This window comes from Clostridium sp. L2-50, from assembly GCF_000154245.1.
Taxonomy (GTDB): Bacteria; Bacillota; Clostridia; order Lachnospirales; family Lachnospiraceae; genus Coprococcus.
Window position 1 is genome coordinate 80,660 of record NZ_DS480323.1, and the last position, 17,200, is coordinate 97,859.

Sequence of the window (17,200 nt, forward strand, 5' to 3'; positions counted from 1 at the left end):
TAAGTATGAAATAAAAAGGAATCAGGTGATGTACAATGATAAAGCATAAAATATGTAAAATCCTTCTTGTTATACTGGCAATTTTTTTATGTGTGGTTTTTTATGAATTGCTCGGAATCTGCGTTGCATATAAAAAGCAGCCGGAAGTGTCCAATACAACCAAAAAAGAAACAATAAATGGGTCATGGAACGAATGCAGTGAAAATACAGAACGGGCAGTAATCATAGAAAAGAATCCAGAAGCGCTTTTACAAAGAGTGCGTTTGATTAAGAATGCAAAAAAGGAAATTATTCTTTCTACTTTTGCATTTCAATCCGATGAAAGTGGAAAATTGATTTTAGGAGCACTGCATGATGCGGCAGACAGAGGTGTACATATTCGTCTGTTAGTAGATGGAATGGAGAGCTGGATTGATATGGAAGGAAATCCGTATTTCTATGGATTATCTTCCCATGAGAATGTTGAAATTAAACTGTATAATAAGGCCAATCCGTTGAAACCGTGGAAAATGATGGGTAGAATGCATGATAAATATTTGATTGCAGATGGAAAGAGATATATTCTTGGGGGAAGAAATATACACAATTATTTCCTGGGTGATTTTCCGGGACATAAGAACTATGACAGAGACGTGTTAGTGGTTTGCGATGAACCTGAGAAAGAAAATTCAGTTAACCAGTTGTCAGAGTATTTTGAAACCATATGGAATCAGGAAGACAGTGGTTATTTTCATAACAATAAAAAACTGGCAAATAGAAAATCTGTAAAGAACGCAGTTTTAGAGCTGCAGAACAGCTATCAGAAATATTTTGAGGAGAATAAGGAAAGAATCTGCGAGACCGATTATACGGACGAAACTTTTGAGACAGAAAAGATTACATTAGTGTCAAATCCTATTCACACAGGTTCCAAAGAACCAGTAGTGTGGTATCAGTTGGGAGAATTGATGAAAAATGCAAAAAATCGTGTGAAGATCCACACGCCATATATTATCTGTAATGATATGATGTATAATACATGGGAGGAGATTGCAGAGAACGTTTCAGATTTTTCTATCATGACAAATTCAGTTGCGAATAATAGGAATCCATTTGGGTCTGCCGATTATGCGAAAAACAGAAATAGAATCTTAAGTACAGGAATTAATATCTGGGAATATGAAGGCGGTTATTCATACCACGGAAAAAGTATTCTGATTGACGATGATCTGTCTGTAATCGGTTCCTTTAATATGGACATGAGAAGTGTATATCTGGATACGGAACTGATGCTTGTAATACGCAGTAAAGATATTAATAAACAGTTGGAAGAGGGCATGATGGAATATGAAAAAGTGTCCCGCCAGATATTAGAAGGCGGAACTTATAATGATCCATATCATGTAGAGCCAATCGAATTAACAAAGAAACGTCAGAGAAAAATATTTTTGGTACAGCATCTGCTTGGATGGGCAAGGTATCTGTTTTAATAAGGAGGAAGGAAAACGTGTTTCAAATATTGATTGTAGAAGATGATAAAGAATTAAGCCAGCTATTCCAAAAAGTGCTTGAGAAGAATGGATATCAAGTCAAAAGTGCATCGGATGGAGCACAGGCATTAGAAGTATTGGATAAGGAATATATTGATCTGATCATTTCTGATATTATGATGCCGGTTATGGATGGCTATGAACTGGTGTCAGAACTTCGTTCAGCAGGATATCAGATACCAGTGCTTATGATCACTGCGAAAGGTTCCTTTGATGATATGCGTCAGGGATTTTTTTCGGGAAGTGATGATTATATGGTAAAACCGGTAAATGTGAATGAAATGGTTTTAAGAGTCGGAGCACTGCTTCGCCGTGCACAGATATTGAATGAACACAAAATTGTGATCGGTTCAACAGAGTTTGATTATGATGCAATGACGGTTACAACTGATAAGGAAAGTCTTGTTTTACCTAAAAAACAATTCCTGCTTTTATATAAGCTTGCAGCTTCGCCAGGCAGAACATTTACAAAACAACAGTTGATGGATGAAGTATGGGGATACGAGACGGAGGCAGACCCACATACAATAGAGGTACATATAGGAAGACTCAGAGAGCGTTTTAAAGATAACCCAGATTTTGAAATCGTAACAATGCGTGGAATTGGATACAAGGTGGTGAAAAAATAATGGAACAAAAGAAAAAAAAAGGATTGCGGATCCGATCCTGTCTGACTGGTGCAATCTGGCTTGCACTTGTATTTTCAACAGTCATATCTGCTTTATTATTTGCTTTTTTGAATCATTTTTTTAATCTGCCGGGCAGCATACCTGTGCTTGGCTGGCTTTTGATTTTCAATACATTGATTGCAGGGCTGATCACTTCCTTTATCAATGCAAAGTTACTGGAACCAATTACCAGACTTAGTAAAGCAATGAAGGAAGTTTCTCAGGGAGATTTTGAACAGCATTTGGAAACGAACAGCCGTATAGCAGAAGTTGGAGAATCTTATCAAAGTTTTAACGTTATGACAAAAGAACTTCGTGCAACAGAGGTGCTGCAGATGGATTTTGTATCTAATGTTTCTCATGAGTTTAAGACCCCGATTAATGCCATTGAAGGATATACAATGCTGCTTCAGGGAGAAGAACTGTCTCCGGATCAAGAGGAATATGTAGAAAAAATCTTATTTAACACCCAAAGGCTTTCCGGATTGGTTGGTAATATTTTGCTGTTATCCAAGTTAGAGAATCAGAATATACCAATGAAAAAAACGGAATATCGTCTGGATGAACAGATCCGCCAGGCATTTCTTTCATTGGAAACAAAATGGACAGAAAAAGAAATTGGTTTTCAGGTAGAATTGGAGGAAGTTAAATATACTGGGAATGAAGGACTTTTTATGCATATCTGGATAAATCTTTTAGATAATGCGATTAAGTTCAGCCCTTCAAAGGGGACAATTACGATGTTTCTGAAACAAGAACAGGATTCTGTTAAGTTCATTCTGGAAGATGAAGGACCAGGAATAGAGGATGATGTAAAATCCAGAATATTTGACAAGTTCTATCAGGTAGATGGATCTCATAAAGCAGAAGGAAATGGCCTAGGTCTTGCACTTGTAAAACGGATTGTAGATAGTGCCGGAGGAACAATCAAAGCAGAAAACCGTGAATATGGTGGATGCAGATTTGTTATAGAGCTGCCAAAGCAGAAAGATGAGATTATATAGTTTTAAGATAAATTAGAAGATAGGAGGATTTATATGACATTTTATCAGGAGTTGCAGTTAAATCAGGCAGGTTCTAAAAAACTGTTGAAAGAGAGTGAAACACTAAAAGAAAAATTATATCATATGTGGGTATATCTGGTGAAGATAGCTGTTACAATGGCATTTTGTTTTTTCTTTGTTAGTATGTTCAGCATCCTATTTGGAAATGAGAACAGCATTGTAGGTGTAGTAGTCTTATTATGTCTCATGGTGTTTAGAAATGCGGATCTGGGGATCCACACCGGACAATCTACGATGCTTTTGGCTTTGTTCTTTGTAATTATGACTGTATGTCCGCATTTAGCAAATCAGTTTTCACCGGTATTGGGAATGCTGTTAAATATTGCGGCACTGGCTGTGTTGATTCTGTTCGGATGCCATAATCCACTCATGTTTAATCAATCTACATTGGTTCTTGGGTATCTGCTGCTATATGGTTATGATGTTACGGGAAAAAGCTATCAGATGCGATTAGTCGGAATGGCTTTAGGTGCAGCACTTACCTGCTTCGTATTTTATCGAAATCATAAAAACAGAACTTATAAAAGAAATCTGAAAGATCTGATACAAGAATTTGATATCACTTCTTCCAGAACAAAATGGCAGATATGTCAGATTTTATGCGTACCGATTGTCCTTTGCATTGCAGAACTTTGTAATATGCCACGTGCAATGTGGGCTGGTATTGCGGCCATGTCCGTGATTTTGCCGTTTATGGAAGATATGCACTACAGAGTCCGTAAAAGGATTGTCGGAAATATTGCAGGTGTTATATGTTTTACAGTATTATATTTTCTGCTTCCTTCGTCAATCTATGCATATATAGGAATTCTTGGTGGAATCGGTGTAGGATTTTCAGCACAATATGGCTGGCAGGCAGTATTTAACACATTTGGTGCTTTAGCCATTGCTGCAGAGACTTATGGACTACAAGGAGCGGTTAGTCTTAGAGTGATTCAAAATGTTTTTGGTGTTGTGTTTGCTTTAGCATTTTGTGTTATATTTTATTGGTTTATGTCTAAAAAAAAGGAAAGTGAGGTGACCGTACATGCAGAGTGAAGTGAATCAGGAAGAAAATTTGAATAGAATTATTACGGTTCCTAATCTTCTTTCTTTTTTTCGGCTTTGTCTGATTCCGGTAATTATATGGAGTTATTGTGTAAAGAAAAATCCTCTGTTAGCTGGTGAAATCTTATTGCTGTCTGGTCTTACGGATCTTGCTGATGGATATATCGCAAGAAGATTCCATAGGATTAGTAATTTAGGAAAAATACTTGATCCGGTGGCTGATAAGCTGACACAGGCAGCGATGTTAATCTGTCTGTTTACTCGTTTTCCGCATGTGCTTCTTTTAATCGTAATAATGGCAGGTAAAGAGTTGTATATGGTAGTCAGTGGATGTCTTGTGATACGAAAGACAGGAAAAGTATATGGTGCAGACTGGCATGGAAAGATAGTAACCTTTTTATTATATGGAACTGCAGCGGTGCATATTATATGGTTCCACATTACACCGATGGTATCAGATCTATTGATTGGTTTGTGCGCTATAATGATGGTCATATCGGTCGCTCTGTATATTATCCAGAATACCAGGACTCTTAAGGGAGAGACTGTATAAGCAATTTTATATTGCAATGACTAGAAAAATATTTAGGAGAAGATAGATATAAACAGTAAGTCAAACACACAAACTATGGAGTCTTTAGTCGGTTTAATAAAATTTTAGATTCTCTATTTACCAGGTTCTTCCACAGCTGATTGAACTCTGGGGACTGAATGTAAAAACGGATGTTGAATCTAAAAAAAGTTCGCCCAACTGAGCGTGAAATGACAACCCCATTGTTTCTGCTTCGATGTGTGCAGTTAGGCTTATCGATGGCAGATCTTGATATGCTGTCGATAGGTCTTATCAATGATATGTATGCAGAGAGCAGAAACGATGATTGCAAATATGCAGAACTAGCAACGCAGGAAGATTTCGACAAGTTTTAATGGTAATAATTATTAATAATATGTTATACTCAAATCAGTAAAGAGGTGATTATATGGTTAATAGCCATTTTATTCCTCAACTCATTTTGAGACATTTTTGTGAAGACGAAAAAATCCAGTATTATGATTTGAATTCAGGGAATATAGAGTCCAAGAGTACCAAATCAGTATTTTCCGAAAAAGGGTATTATCCTGAGAATATTGAGAAAGACTTATGTCACAAGATAGAGGTTCAGTTTGCTAATATATTGAACAACAAAATTCTTAAAGAAAACTACAATATTGCTTTAACATCAGAGGACTTATTAACAATAAAGAAGTATTTAATTATTACGACTTTAAGAGTTAAGGATGAAAATATGGAGCATAATCTCTGGTATAAGACCTTAAAAAGAGATGGATTTATTTTTGAGAATGACCCATTTAAGGATATATTCAGTGGTGATTTCTACGAAAACATGAATAAGATTTTAGAATGTCAAAATAAGGAAGAGTTGGTTAGGATAGCAAATAAAGGCGAGAACATGAATCTTTTTAATTATGTGAAAGATGTTGTTTTTTCGTATAATGTATTTGTAAGAACAAACAATAGTAAAGAGGATTTAATTATTACTGATAGAGGATGGGCTGCATATATGGGACCTATTGGTGTAAGAAAGATGAACGCACTAATGCAAAGTGGTCGGATTGAAGATGCTATGTTGCTTCAAATGGTATCACCGCAAGATTATGGTATATTTCCTTTATCAAGGAATATGGCAATAATTACAATGAGTCCTGCATATAAACAGCACTTAAAGGGTTCAGGTACAAGGATAATATATCCGCCACATGCCCCAACTTTATCTGCGTGTTTGGGATTTGGGAGTGAAGATACGATAGAACCACCTACAAATAAATTTTTAAAATCTGGTGCGATGGTGTATCAATATAAAATTAAACAGTTAGTAAAAAGAGATGTTATCTTTTTGAATTCATTGTTACTAGATTATGCGAATCAGTTTTTTGGCTATGCAAATGCAGATAAAGTAAGATCAAGTTTGAAGGAAAAGAATATTGATATTTAGTTGAGAGCATCAATCCTTAAGTGGGTTGGTGCTTTTTCTTGCTCGGAGAAATCCGAGCATTTTTATGTCAAAATTTAGGAGAGAGGAGGTGAGAATTCATGGCAAGCCGTATACAAGGAATTACCGTAGAAATTGGTGGTGATACAACCAAATTACAGAATGCCCTTAAAGGTGTGAATGGACAGATCAAGTCCACCCAGTCGAAGCTGAAGGATGTTAACAAACTGCTGAAACTGGATCCGGGCAATACGGAACTTCTGGCACAAAAACATAAACTGCTTGCTGAGGCCGTTGGTGAAACGAAAGAAAAACTGGCAACCTTAAAGACGGTAGCAGAACAGGCAAATACAGCACTTGCCAATGGAGAAATCTCACAGGAACAGTATGATGCCCTTCAAAGGGAAACCGTAGAGACGGAGCAGGATTTGAAGAACCTTGAAACACAGGCAAATCAGTCAGCTACGGCAGTCCAGAAGATAGCCACAGCCGGAGAAAAGTTAAAGACCACAGGAGATAACATTTCCTCTGCCGGACAGAAACTATTACCCGTTACAGCAGGGGTGACTGCTCTTGGAACCGCATCGGTTACTACGGCTGCCAATTTTGAATCTTCCATGTCACAGGTACAGGCAACAATGGGAATCACAAAAGATTCTATGTCAAAGGTAAACGGTCAGTCAGTGAATACAATGGATACCCTTTCTAAACTGGCAAAGAAGATGGGTGCAGAAACTGCATTCTCTGCATCAGAGTGTGCAGAGGCTCTTAATTATCTGGCTCTTGTAGGATATGACACACAGCAGATCTAGAAGGTTGGTTAGGTTTCCAACATTGACCTTGTGGTAACTTTGGACAGGAAAAGGAAACATAACAAGTAAAAATATCTGTTAATATAAAGAATACTACAGAATAAATTTAAACAGGTTTTACCGACAATGAAATGTTGGTAGAACCTGTTTTCAGTTTTGAGATGACCTGTGTTATAATGAATATTAATTTATTTATAGTTGCAAAAGAAAAAGGAGATGCATAACATGTGGTCTGTGACCAGAATAGATGAAGCAGATTATGGCTGCGAGGAGCGGATGCCCGGGGAACCGCTTCTGGTGCTGGTAACAATCGAAAGTGACGATGGCAGAATGTGCCGGTTTGAGTGTGCGGAGAACTGGCTCCTGCAACAGGGCATAGATGAGGGTGATGAATGGCCGGAGGATATTGAACAGGTGGAAGCGGACAGAGAACAAATTGACCGGATGAGCGAGTGGATGAACAAATACTATGAAGCCGTAGAGGAAATGGAAGACCTGTTTGATGCAGAGTGAATAAGTAAACGAAGAAAGACAGAAAAGAGAGGACTTACCATGCAGATAATGAATGCAACAGAAGAAGATAAAGATGAACTGCTGGCTTTATACCATGCGATGATCGGGGGACCATGTGAGTGGAGCGAGACATACCCGGATGAGAACACGATCGCATTTGACCTTAAGAATGAAGACCTGTTTGTGATGAAGAACGATGCGGGAGAGATCATTGCGACGATCTCAATCGACCATGACGATGCCGTGGAGTCGCTCACCTGCTGGCATGAGGATCAGGCACCGTCGGGAGAATTGTCCAGACTCTGTGTAAGAAAGGATATGCAGGGACAGGGAATCGCAAAGCAGATGATGAATTATGCCGGTGATGTGTTGAAGAACAGGGGCATGAAAGGAATCCATATTTTGGTTCGGGAAGGCCATGTGGTAGCACTCTCGACATATGCAAAGATCGGGTTTAGAACTGTCGGGGAATGTGATCTGTTTGACAAACATTTCATTTGTATGGAGAAGAAATTCTAAGACAAATTACGGACATAAAAATTATATCAGTCAGGAAATATAGCACTGCGTTCCGGTGTTTGCCGCAACGCCTCAAACTCGCTATTTTCCTGACTTTTTTCATGATTTTTCTTGTCTGAAACGCTTGTGGAATCAGGTGCTTTTTGATAGAATGACTGCAAATAACTTCCCTGGGGAGGGAAGCAGATGGAGGACAAAATTATGAGGAAAAAATTAGGGATTTTTCTAAGTTTATGGCTGTGTATCAGTATGATATGGTTGCCATTTGCCAGCACACAGGTAAGGGCTGCAGAAACCAACATGGCAACATTGAATTTTATCGGGGCATCTATTGAAAATGGAAAAGCGACCTTTGCTGTTGATGATGCCTATAAAGTAAGGCTGACATTATGTACGAGAGATATTGTTATGGACAGTTACACAAATTGTCCGATCAATGGAAATAACATGCAGATCGATCTGTCAGATAAAGAATATTATCTGAAAGCAACTACCGTTTTGGATGTTTCCTCGCCAGATGACCTGCTTGGAATCTCAAGTGTGAAACTTCAGTTATATATCAATGATGAATCGTATGATATCAGCTCGAATCCTTATGTAAAATTGGATACAAACCGTTTTAGCGGTAATCTGAATTTCAGAATAGAAAAAGTATCAACGCCTCCGAACCCCGGTTACCCGGATGATATTCAGATCATGGGAACCTATGATGGATTTGGAATGGAAATTTATCTGAATTCAGCGAAGATCGGAGCTGAGAGCAGTCAGATACAGGGAACTGGCAAGGGATATGCGTCCGGTGAAATCTATAATCTGCTCAGGATCCAACTGGCATTTGGAGATGGAGATATCGGGACGGTCACAGTAAATGGAAAGGCAATCACATTGCCGGAAGGAACGAAGGATACAGTGGAATTCACGATTGCGCCTGCCAGTGAATATGTGATCGAAGTTACAAAGAAGCCGACGATCATACCAAGAACTATTATATGGGCCAAAGATAAAACAGGTAATAATGGATTGAAAGATTATGAGCTGTTAAAGAATGGAACGCTTGAGATCCTTGAGATCAAAAATCCGGACGGAACATCGATTGGTTTAGATGGTGTTAAGCAGGACACCAATTATGGATGGGCAAGTGTTATACCGAGTTCAGAAATTATTCTCCGGGCAGTACCGGAATATGGATATCAGCTTGGATCGATAACGATAAATGGTCAGTCTTTAACGCCTTTGTCAGATGCATCTACATTTTCATATACAATGCCGGATGAAAATGTACATATCAGCGGCATATTTACAAAGGCAGAAGATCAGGTAGAGCTTAAGACAGATAAAGTGAAAAAAGCATTGATCCAGCTTGCAGAAAATGAGATCACGTCAGGAAACAATAGACTGACGATCAAGGATGCAGTTCTCACACAGCAACAGCTTGAGGCTTTTAAAAAGGCAGCAGGTGATTATCACATCACCGGGTATTTTGATATCAAGCTGGCACAGATCCTGTATAAGAATACAGTAGCAAATTTGTGGGTAAATAATATAGAGACATTGAAGAAACCGGCAAAGGTATCCCTTCAGATAGAAGCCGACTGGGAACCTGCAAACAGTGAGCTGGCAGTTATTCATGAGAAAAAGGATGGAACCTATGAGATTATTCCTGCTTCTTTTGATGTGGCAACTAAAATGGTGATGTTCCAGACAGATGGATTTTCAAATTATGCAATCGCATATAAGAAGGTTGAGACGACAACAGAGGATCAGACAGGAGCAACGACTGAGGATCCATCGGAGGATACGACCGGGGATGTAACAGAAGCTTCAACAGAAGAAACAACAGAACCGGAAACAGAGACCACAACCGGAGAGACAACAGAAGTTACGACGGAAAATTCTTCAGAGGGCACAACAACAGACCGTACAGAAGATGGAACAGGCAGCACGACACAGAGTGGTGATGGAGATACAACAGAAGTGAAAAAAGATGATAGGACAGCATCACCCAAGACAGGAGATGATATGAATCTGGCTGTGCTTTATATTCTGCTTGCAGTATCAGGAATGGGATGTCTGTATACGATCCGAAAACGGTAATCTGGTATTGGTAACAGGTATAGTAGTAGTTCTCTTATTTGAAAAATAATGTAGAACAAATTGTGTAAATAATCTTGACTTTTATAAAATAACAGCGTTACAATAACACTGTTATTTTATATTGTATATAAATGCAAATACTGATCAAGGTGTGGTTTATGAGAAAAGAATCAGAAGGTGTAACGGAAAATTTACTTGTCAGTGCCAGAAAGGAATTCTTACAATATGGATTCCATGATGCCAGCCTGCGGAGAATATCGGCAGATAGTGGAGTCAGCACGAATTCAATCTATACAAGATTTGGCGACAAGAGTGGCTTATTTACAGCGATCGTAAAAGAAGCCGCAGATGAGTTAATGGCGATTTATTCTGACAGCATAAAAAAAGCAGGAGAAGCGACAGATATCAGCCAGGCGGAGGGTGCCGGAGATGAAGGAACGGATCTTGTACTGGAATATATTTACAGACATCAGGAAGAATTCAAACTGATCTTCTGCTGTTCGGCGGGAACAGAATATGAGACATATTTTGACAGGCTTGCGGCAAAGGAAGAATACTATTATAAACAGTTTGTGAAGCAGTTTTCGGATGGAGGACATCCGATAGATGATTTTTTTATCCATGTATATTGCAGGAACGGATGGCAGTATGTGTATGAACTCATCACACATGATAAGAGCTATGAAGAGGCAAAAGAATTTATGGCAAATGTCAGAGCATTTAACTATGCGGGCTGGCAGGCGGTGATCGGAATGAAGTTCTGATAATAGGGACTGCTGCATGAAATACAACATGCATCAGTCCTATAAAAATAAACATGGGTTAGTAAATGCTAACTTTAGTAACAGGAGGTTAACTATGAAAGAAAAGAAACAAAGTGCATTGTCCAGACTCATGGGCATAGCAGGAGGACATAAGTATTTTACCTGTGCGTCCTGTGTTCTTGCGATCCTTGCTGCTTGGATCGCATTGATACCATTTTATGATATTTATCATTGCACATAGAATGCGTACGGTAGATGGTGTTGATAAGATCGTTGTGTTGAAGGATGGCGTAGTTGCGGAGCAGGGGGATATATATATTTATTACGCAGAGCACTTTCATTTGTATTTCCACTGCTCTATGTTAGTGTTGGCCTGAATGGAATAAGTTGCAGTTTGGGTTAAAATAGGGTATGTTGAATATAGAATCGTGCAAAATATAGAGTAATGCAGAAATTTTGAATAAGAGAATGTATAATAAATTACAGGACTATAGGAGGTTGGCGATTATGGCGAAGATTGATACCAGGGAGATACAGATACCATCGATATTAAAGGTGGAGAAAGATCTGCTCAGACGGATCGGGGGTTATCTTGCAGATGAGGGAATCTACAAGGTTGTGATCCTGTTTGGCAATGGGTTGATCGATATGTTTGGACATACGGTGATGGAGGGTATGTCAGACAGCGGTGTTGAGGTACTCCAATATATGGAGATGGATACCGTTCGGATCGACGATCTGGTGCAGCTTGCATTTTCATTCCCGAATACAGCACAGGCAGTGCTTGGTATCGGAGGCGGTAAGGTGGTTGATGCGGCCAAATATTGTGGCTTCTTAAGAAAACTGCCATTCATCAGTGTGCCGACATCGGCATCCAGTGATGGATTTTCCAGTGCCAGCGCATCTCTGATCGTGGAGGGACGACGCAAATCCGTACCGGCAGGGATCGCATATGGAATCTTTGCAGATATCGATGTGATAAAGGGGGCACCGGAGGCATTTCTGTTTTCCGGTATCGGTGATATGGTATCGAAGATCACGGCACTTTATGACTGGAATTTTGAAGAAGCACATGGACATGGTTCGGTAAATGACTTTGCGATGATGATATCGAAGAAGGCGGTCAACAGCTTTGTGCGGACACCGTTTAAAGACATTCACGATGAACGGTTTATCAAAGAACTATTAGATTCTCTTGCCATGAGCGGTGTGGCAAATGAGATTGCAGGAGACAGTGCGCCGACCAGTGGAAGTGAGCATCTGATATCACATGCATTGGATCAGATGTTGGAACGTCCGCAGCTTCATGGTATTCAGGTCGGAGTTGCAACATATCTGATGAGTGTTGTTCAGGATCACAGATATGAGCGGATCAATACGGTATTTACAGATACCGGATTCTGGGATTATGTGAAGACAGTCGGCATGAAGCGGGAAGATTTCATCCGTGCGATCGAAAAAGCACCGGCTATAAAACCATTCCGGTATACTTATCTTCACGAAGAACAGTACCAAAAGAAAGCGATAGAAGTATTGCAGTCAGACACGAAGCTGTCGGAGGTTTTACAGGCATAATTTGTGTCAGGGACGGATAAGCGAAGGAGGGAACAGTATGACATACGAACATTTTTTAGAGGAATACAGACGAAAACTCCGCACACCGGAGGAAGCGGTTTCCGTTGTAAAAGATGGTGACTGGGTGGATTATACCTGTTCACTTGGAAAGCCGGAGATCCTGGATCGTGCATTGGCGAAACGTAGAGACGAGCTGTTTGATGTTAAGATCCGTGGTAATCTGATCTCAGGGCCGATCGCAGTTGCAGAATGTGATGAGAGTCAGGAGCATTTTACTTATCACAGCTGGCATTGTTCAGCATATGAGCGATCGTTATGTGATCGTGGACTCTGCTATTATATTCCGATGGTATTTCATAATAATGCAGCATATTATGAGTATTTTCTTAAGGTAAATGTAGTTATGCTCAGTGTGTCACCGATGGATCGGCATGGATATTTTAATTATTCGGTCAATACCGGAGTGGCAGCACCAATCGTGCGTGCGGCAGATATCGTGATCGTAGAGATCAATGAGAATCTTCCGAAGGTTCGCGGCGGTTATGATGAGTGTATCCATATTTCGGATATTGATTATATCGTGGAAGGAGAGCATGAACCGTATCCGGATATGCTGATGCCGGAGCCGACTGCAGTTGATCGTAAGATTGCGGAACTGATCATTCCTTATATCGTGGATGGAGCAACCCTGCAGATCGGTATTGGAAGTATGCCGAATGCACTGGGTGATATTATTGCGGAGTCTGATCTGAAGGATCTTGGTATGCATACGGAGCTTTGCAGTGATGCATATCTGAAAATGTATCTGGCGGGAAAGCTCACGAACAAATACAAGCAGATCGATCGCGGAAAAGGAGTATTTGGTTGTGCGGTCGGAAGCAAGAACCTATATGATTGGATTGATGATAATCCGGGAGTTGCGGCATATCCGTTAGAGTACGTGAATCGTCCTGGGGTGATCGGTGAGATTGATAACATGGTTTCCATCAATAGCTGTGTTGCTGTTGATCTGTATGGTCAGGTGGCAGCGGAGAGTGCAGGTGTCAGACAGATATCCGGAACCGGTGGACAGCTGGATTTCCTCGTTGGTGCATCTGCATCTAAGGGAGGTAAAGCATTTATCTGCATGAGTTCTGTGTACAAGGACAGTAAAGGGGTGGTTCATTCAAGAATTCATCCACAGTTTAATGGAGATATCGTTACTTCTCCAAGAAGTCAGGTTTATTTTCTGGCAACAGAATATGGGGTTGTGAATCTGGAAGGCCGTTCAACATGGGAGCGGGCAGAGGCTCTGGTATCGATCGCACACCCTGATTTCAGAGATGAATTGATCAGGGAAGCGGAAGCAAGAAAGATTTGGCGGAGATCCGGCCGGAGATAGACGGCGGATGGTGAAATTGATATATGTCATATATCAGATGGTTGATAACAGGGGGCTGAATAAAAGAAAGGCGAAGATAATGGTTGTGCATAGCTCCACTTTTCTTTTATAATGGCAGTATAATAATATACAGATATAAGAGGCAGAGATGAAGATAACATTAGCGGCTACATTACGTCATTATGATAAGAAAAATTTCATAAAGGATCTTCTTGCAGGTATTATTATCATGGCAGTATCCATTCCGATCTCCATGGGATATGCGCAGATTGCCGGACTTCCTGCGGTCTATGGACTGTATGGTTCGGTATTTCCGATCTTGATATTTGCTCTGTTCTCGACATCGCCTCAGTTTATTTTTGGAGTGGATGCAGCTCCGGCAGCCCTTATTGGGTCGGCATTGTTAAGCCTTCATATAGAGAGTGGATCAGAGGAGGCAATGGCGGTTGTTCCGGTACTGACCTTCTTTGTGGCATTGTGGCTTCTGGCGTTTTATATTATGAAAGCAGGGAAACTGGTCAACTATATATCGGCACCGGTTATGGGCGGATTCATTACCGGAATCTGTACGACTATTATACTAATGCAGGTACCGAAGCTGATGGGAGGATCGGCAGGAACCGGAGAGTTTTTTGAGCTGGCAGAACATATTATAAAGACAGCCAAAGATATCAACTGGCAGTCGGTGGTACTGGGACTTGCGGCTCTTGTGCTATTGCTGGTATGTAAGAAGCTGATCCCGAAATTTCCGATGGCGGTTCTTTTGATGATAGCCGGTGCAGGCATGACATACCTGCTTCCTATAGAGGACTGGGGTGTACAGACACTTGCATCTGTTGATACCGGACTCCCACGCTGGGCGGTTCCGGATTTTAGTGTGATATCGATCCGTGAGGCTGTAACGATCAGCCTGTCGGTAGCAGTCGTTATAATGGCAGAGACACTTCTGGCGGAGAATAATTTTGCGCAGAAGAATGGTTACCGGATCAATGATAACCAGGAGATTCTGGCATTTTCAATGGGGAATTTCCTTGCGGCATTTACCGGTTGTTGTCCGATCAATGGCTCGGTATCAAGAACGGCAATGGGAGAACAGTATCAGGCAAAGACACAGCTTACCGCTATCATAGCAGGTCTTTCCATGATCGTTGTTCTGGTCTGTGCAACCGGATTTATCGGTTATCTTCCGGTTCCTGTGCTTACAGCTATTGTAATATCAGCGTTGCTTGGAGCAACGGAATTTGATCTTGCGGCAAGACTCTTTAAAGTCAGCCGTACAGAATGCCTGATCTTTTTCGGGGCATTCTTTGGTGTGCTGTTACTTGGCACGATCAACGGTGTATTGATCGGCATTCTTCTTTCGTTTACAGAGATGATCATACGGACAGCCAAGCCTGCAAGATGTTTCCTTGGAATCCAGCCGGGGCACAAGCATTTCCGGGATCTGAAGGAGAGCAGCCAGATCCATGCAATCTCCGGTGTACTGATCTATCGGTTCAGCAGCAATCTGTTCTTTGCGAATATACAGATCCTCCAGAGAGATATTGAAGATCATATCACGCCTGAGACAAAGGCGGTTATCATAGATGCCAGTGGAATCGGCAGTATCGATATAACAGCGGCTGACAGGATCGCCATGTTATATCAGTCGTTAAAGGATAAGGGAATCCGTTTCTACATGACAGAGCATATCGCAGATGTGAATGAACAGCTGCGTAAGCTGGGACTTGGTTATCTGATTGAGGAAGGCTGTGTCAGACGAACAGTACATATTGCCTTAAAGGATATGGGAATTAAGCGACCATATCCATTAGAGGGTGATGTAGACAATCAGCCGAGAAGTGCGTCCAGAAAGCGTGCAGATAACAGGGTTCAGGAATTTGTCTGGGCGTTTGGAGCGGAGAGTGAAGATGAGATAGAGAAGCAGATCAGACTTCAGATCGAGCATTTGAAACAGACCGGAGATGTTGATGAGCTTTTGCATGGAAGCTGGTCACATATGGAAGCTATGGATGAGGATGAGTGGTTAGAGCATCTGGAAGAGCATCTGAAGGAGATCGTTCATATATCAGGTAAGGATGAGAAAACGATTGCCAGACGCTTCGAGGAGCATCGTAGAGAGATCCATGACCGTATTGCAAAGGAACATCCGGAGCTTGCGGAGAAGTTTAAAGAACGAAGACATTTGCTGGATGAGCATTTGAAAGAAAAACATCCTGAGGTTTATGAGTTGGTCGTAAAACTCCGGGAGAAAGATAATTAATAAAAATAACAAAATAATAATTCTGTCATATATTGTACTATACCTGAATATAAGAAAGGAAGAGAGCAATTTATGGCACAGTTTACCAATCAGGCACAGCTTCGCTATGGTAATTCCATAGCAAATTCCAATATAGCAGTCGGAGAACTGCTGGAGGTATTGTCAGCAAGCAAGACCGCAGTCAGAAAGACATATGGTCAGAATGATACCGTAACGTATATTATAACGATTGTAAATTCCGGTACGACTGCATTTAATGGTCTGACAGTTACAGATAATCTGGGCGCATACACATTTGGAACAGAAACACTGACTCCGCTCACTTATATGGCTGATAGTGTGAAATATTATGTAAATGGAGTGCTTCAGTCAACACCAGTTGTTGTTGCAGAACCATCACTTGCAATTTCAGGGCTGACAGTTCCTGCAGGGGGCAATATCACAGTTGCTTATGAGACAGAGGTGAATGCATTTGCACCGATGGATGCAGCAGGAACGATCACGAATACAGCAGTTGTATCCGGTGGTGGCATTACTCCGATCACGGTAACAGAGACGATCGGTACAGAGAGTACGCCGATCCTTACAATCACGAAGTCTGTAAGTCCGGTTCCTGTAACAGAAAACGGAACATTGACCTATACTTTCCTGATCCAGAATGCAGGAAGTGCACCGGCAGATATCGGAACCGATGCGGTGATAGTGGATACCTTTAATCCGCTTTTGTCAAACCTTGCAGTATCCTTTAATGGAACGGCATGGGCAGAGACAACAAACTATACCTATGATGAGACAACAGGAGTGTTTACAACGATTGCGGGTCAGATCACAGTCCCGGCTGCAACCTATACACAGAATCCGGCTACCGGTGTATGGACGGCGGATCCGGGTGTCAGTACTCTGGTTGTAAAAGGCACGATCTAGGGATTTTGAACATGACAGAATAGCGCAAAACAGAGAAATAAAATCCTGTAATGCTA

The 17,200-nt window shown here is 40.9% G+C and carries 18 protein-coding genes; all 18 read left to right on the forward strand.

The window, feature by feature from the left end; genetic code table 11:
- The first annotated feature begins 35 nt into the window (after positions 1-35).
- The 18 genes from CLOL250_RS09195 (at position 36) to CLOL250_RS09265 (ending at position 17,144) form a co-directional block, all read left to right on the forward strand.
- A complete protein-coding gene (locus tag CLOL250_RS09195) occupies positions 36-1,469 on the forward strand; it encodes a phospholipase D family protein (RefSeq protein WP_008402112.1) in 1,434 nt (477 codons plus the stop codon).
- Entirely contained in the window at positions 1,448-2,158 is a 711-nt protein-coding gene (locus CLOL250_RS09200) for a response regulator transcription factor (RefSeq protein WP_005421560.1), read from the forward strand. The genes CLOL250_RS09195 and CLOL250_RS09200 overlap by 22 nt, the downstream gene beginning before the upstream one ends.
- A complete protein-coding gene (locus CLOL250_RS09205) occupies positions 2,158-3,201 on the forward strand; it encodes a HAMP domain-containing sensor histidine kinase (protein ID WP_005421561.1) in 1,044 nt (347 codons plus the stop codon). Before CLOL250_RS09200 ends, CLOL250_RS09205 begins: the two co-directional genes overlap by 1 nt.
- 33 nt (positions 3,202-3,234) lie before the next feature.
- Positions 3,235-4,299, forward strand: coding sequence for an FUSC family protein (locus CLOL250_RS09210; protein ID WP_008402116.1), 1,065 nt, complete (start codon positions 3,235-3,237; stop codon positions 4,297-4,299).
- A complete protein-coding gene (locus CLOL250_RS09215) occupies positions 4,289-4,861 on the forward strand; it encodes a CDP-alcohol phosphatidyltransferase family protein (protein WP_008402118.1) in 573 nt (190 codons plus the stop codon). Before CLOL250_RS09210 ends, CLOL250_RS09215 begins: the two co-directional genes overlap by 11 nt.
- Before the next feature lie 170 nt (positions 4,862-5,031).
- Complete coding sequence (locus tag CLOL250_RS14190; protein WP_008402119.1) at positions 5,032-5,235, forward strand: hypothetical protein; 204 nt, start codon at positions 5,032-5,034, stop codon at positions 5,233-5,235.
- A 53-nt stretch (positions 5,236-5,288) separates the two neighbouring features.
- A complete protein-coding gene (locus CLOL250_RS09220) occupies positions 5,289-6,302 on the forward strand; it encodes a DUF4238 domain-containing protein (protein ID WP_008402120.1) in 1,014 nt (337 codons plus the stop codon).
- A gap of 98 nt (positions 6,303-6,400) precedes the next feature.
- Positions 6,401-7,111, forward strand: a complete 711-nt coding sequence (locus tag CLOL250_RS09225; protein WP_008402121.1) for a phage tail tape measure protein — start codon at positions 6,401-6,403, stop codon at positions 7,109-7,111.
- A 225-nt stretch (positions 7,112-7,336) separates the two neighbouring features.
- Positions 7,337-7,624: a hypothetical protein gene (locus CLOL250_RS09230; protein WP_021943411.1), complete on the forward strand. Its 288-nt coding sequence runs from the start codon at positions 7,337-7,339 to the stop codon at positions 7,622-7,624.
- 39 nt (positions 7,625-7,663) lie between these two features.
- Positions 7,664-8,143: a GNAT family N-acetyltransferase gene (locus tag CLOL250_RS09235; RefSeq protein ID WP_008402123.1), complete on the forward strand. Its 480-nt coding sequence runs from the start codon at positions 7,664-7,666 to the stop codon at positions 8,141-8,143.
- Between the two features lie 201 nt (positions 8,144-8,344).
- Entirely contained in the window at positions 8,345-10,237 is a 1,893-nt protein-coding gene (locus CLOL250_RS09240) for a hypothetical protein (RefSeq protein WP_147554324.1), read from the forward strand.
- Positions 10,238-10,395: 158 nt separating this feature from the next.
- On the forward strand, positions 10,396-11,001 hold the full coding sequence (locus CLOL250_RS09245; protein WP_147554325.1) for a TetR/AcrR family transcriptional regulator: 606 nt from the start codon (positions 10,396-10,398) through the stop codon (positions 10,999-11,001).
- Between the two features lie 94 nt (positions 11,002-11,095).
- Positions 11,096-11,242 (forward strand): hypothetical protein, encoded by a 147-nt coding sequence (locus tag CLOL250_RS13945; RefSeq protein ID WP_008402126.1) that lies wholly within the window; start codon positions 11,096-11,098, stop codon positions 11,240-11,242.
- On the forward strand, positions 11,220-11,378 hold the full coding sequence (locus CLOL250_RS14405; protein ID WP_008402127.1) for a hypothetical protein: 159 nt from the start codon (positions 11,220-11,222) through the stop codon (positions 11,376-11,378). The genes CLOL250_RS13945 and CLOL250_RS14405 overlap by 23 nt, the downstream gene beginning before the upstream one ends.
- A gap of 130 nt (positions 11,379-11,508) precedes the next feature.
- Complete coding sequence (locus CLOL250_RS09250) at positions 11,509-12,576, forward strand: iron-containing alcohol dehydrogenase family protein (protein ID WP_342413219.1); 1,068 nt, start codon at positions 11,509-11,511, stop codon at positions 12,574-12,576.
- Positions 12,577-12,613: 37 nt separating this feature from the next.
- Entirely contained in the window at positions 12,614-13,957 is a 1,344-nt protein-coding gene (locus CLOL250_RS09255; RefSeq protein WP_008402129.1) for an acetyl-CoA hydrolase/transferase family protein, read from the forward strand.
- A 148-nt stretch (positions 13,958-14,105) separates the two neighbouring features.
- Positions 14,106-16,220, forward strand: coding sequence for a SulP family inorganic anion transporter (locus CLOL250_RS09260; protein ID WP_008402131.1), 2,115 nt, complete (start codon positions 14,106-14,108; stop codon positions 16,218-16,220).
- Positions 16,221-16,292: 72 nt separating this feature from the next.
- Positions 16,293-17,144: a hypothetical protein gene (locus CLOL250_RS09265; protein ID WP_008402132.1), complete on the forward strand. Its 852-nt coding sequence runs from the start codon at positions 16,293-16,295 to the stop codon at positions 17,142-17,144.
- Positions 17,145-17,200: the final 56 nt, after the last annotated feature.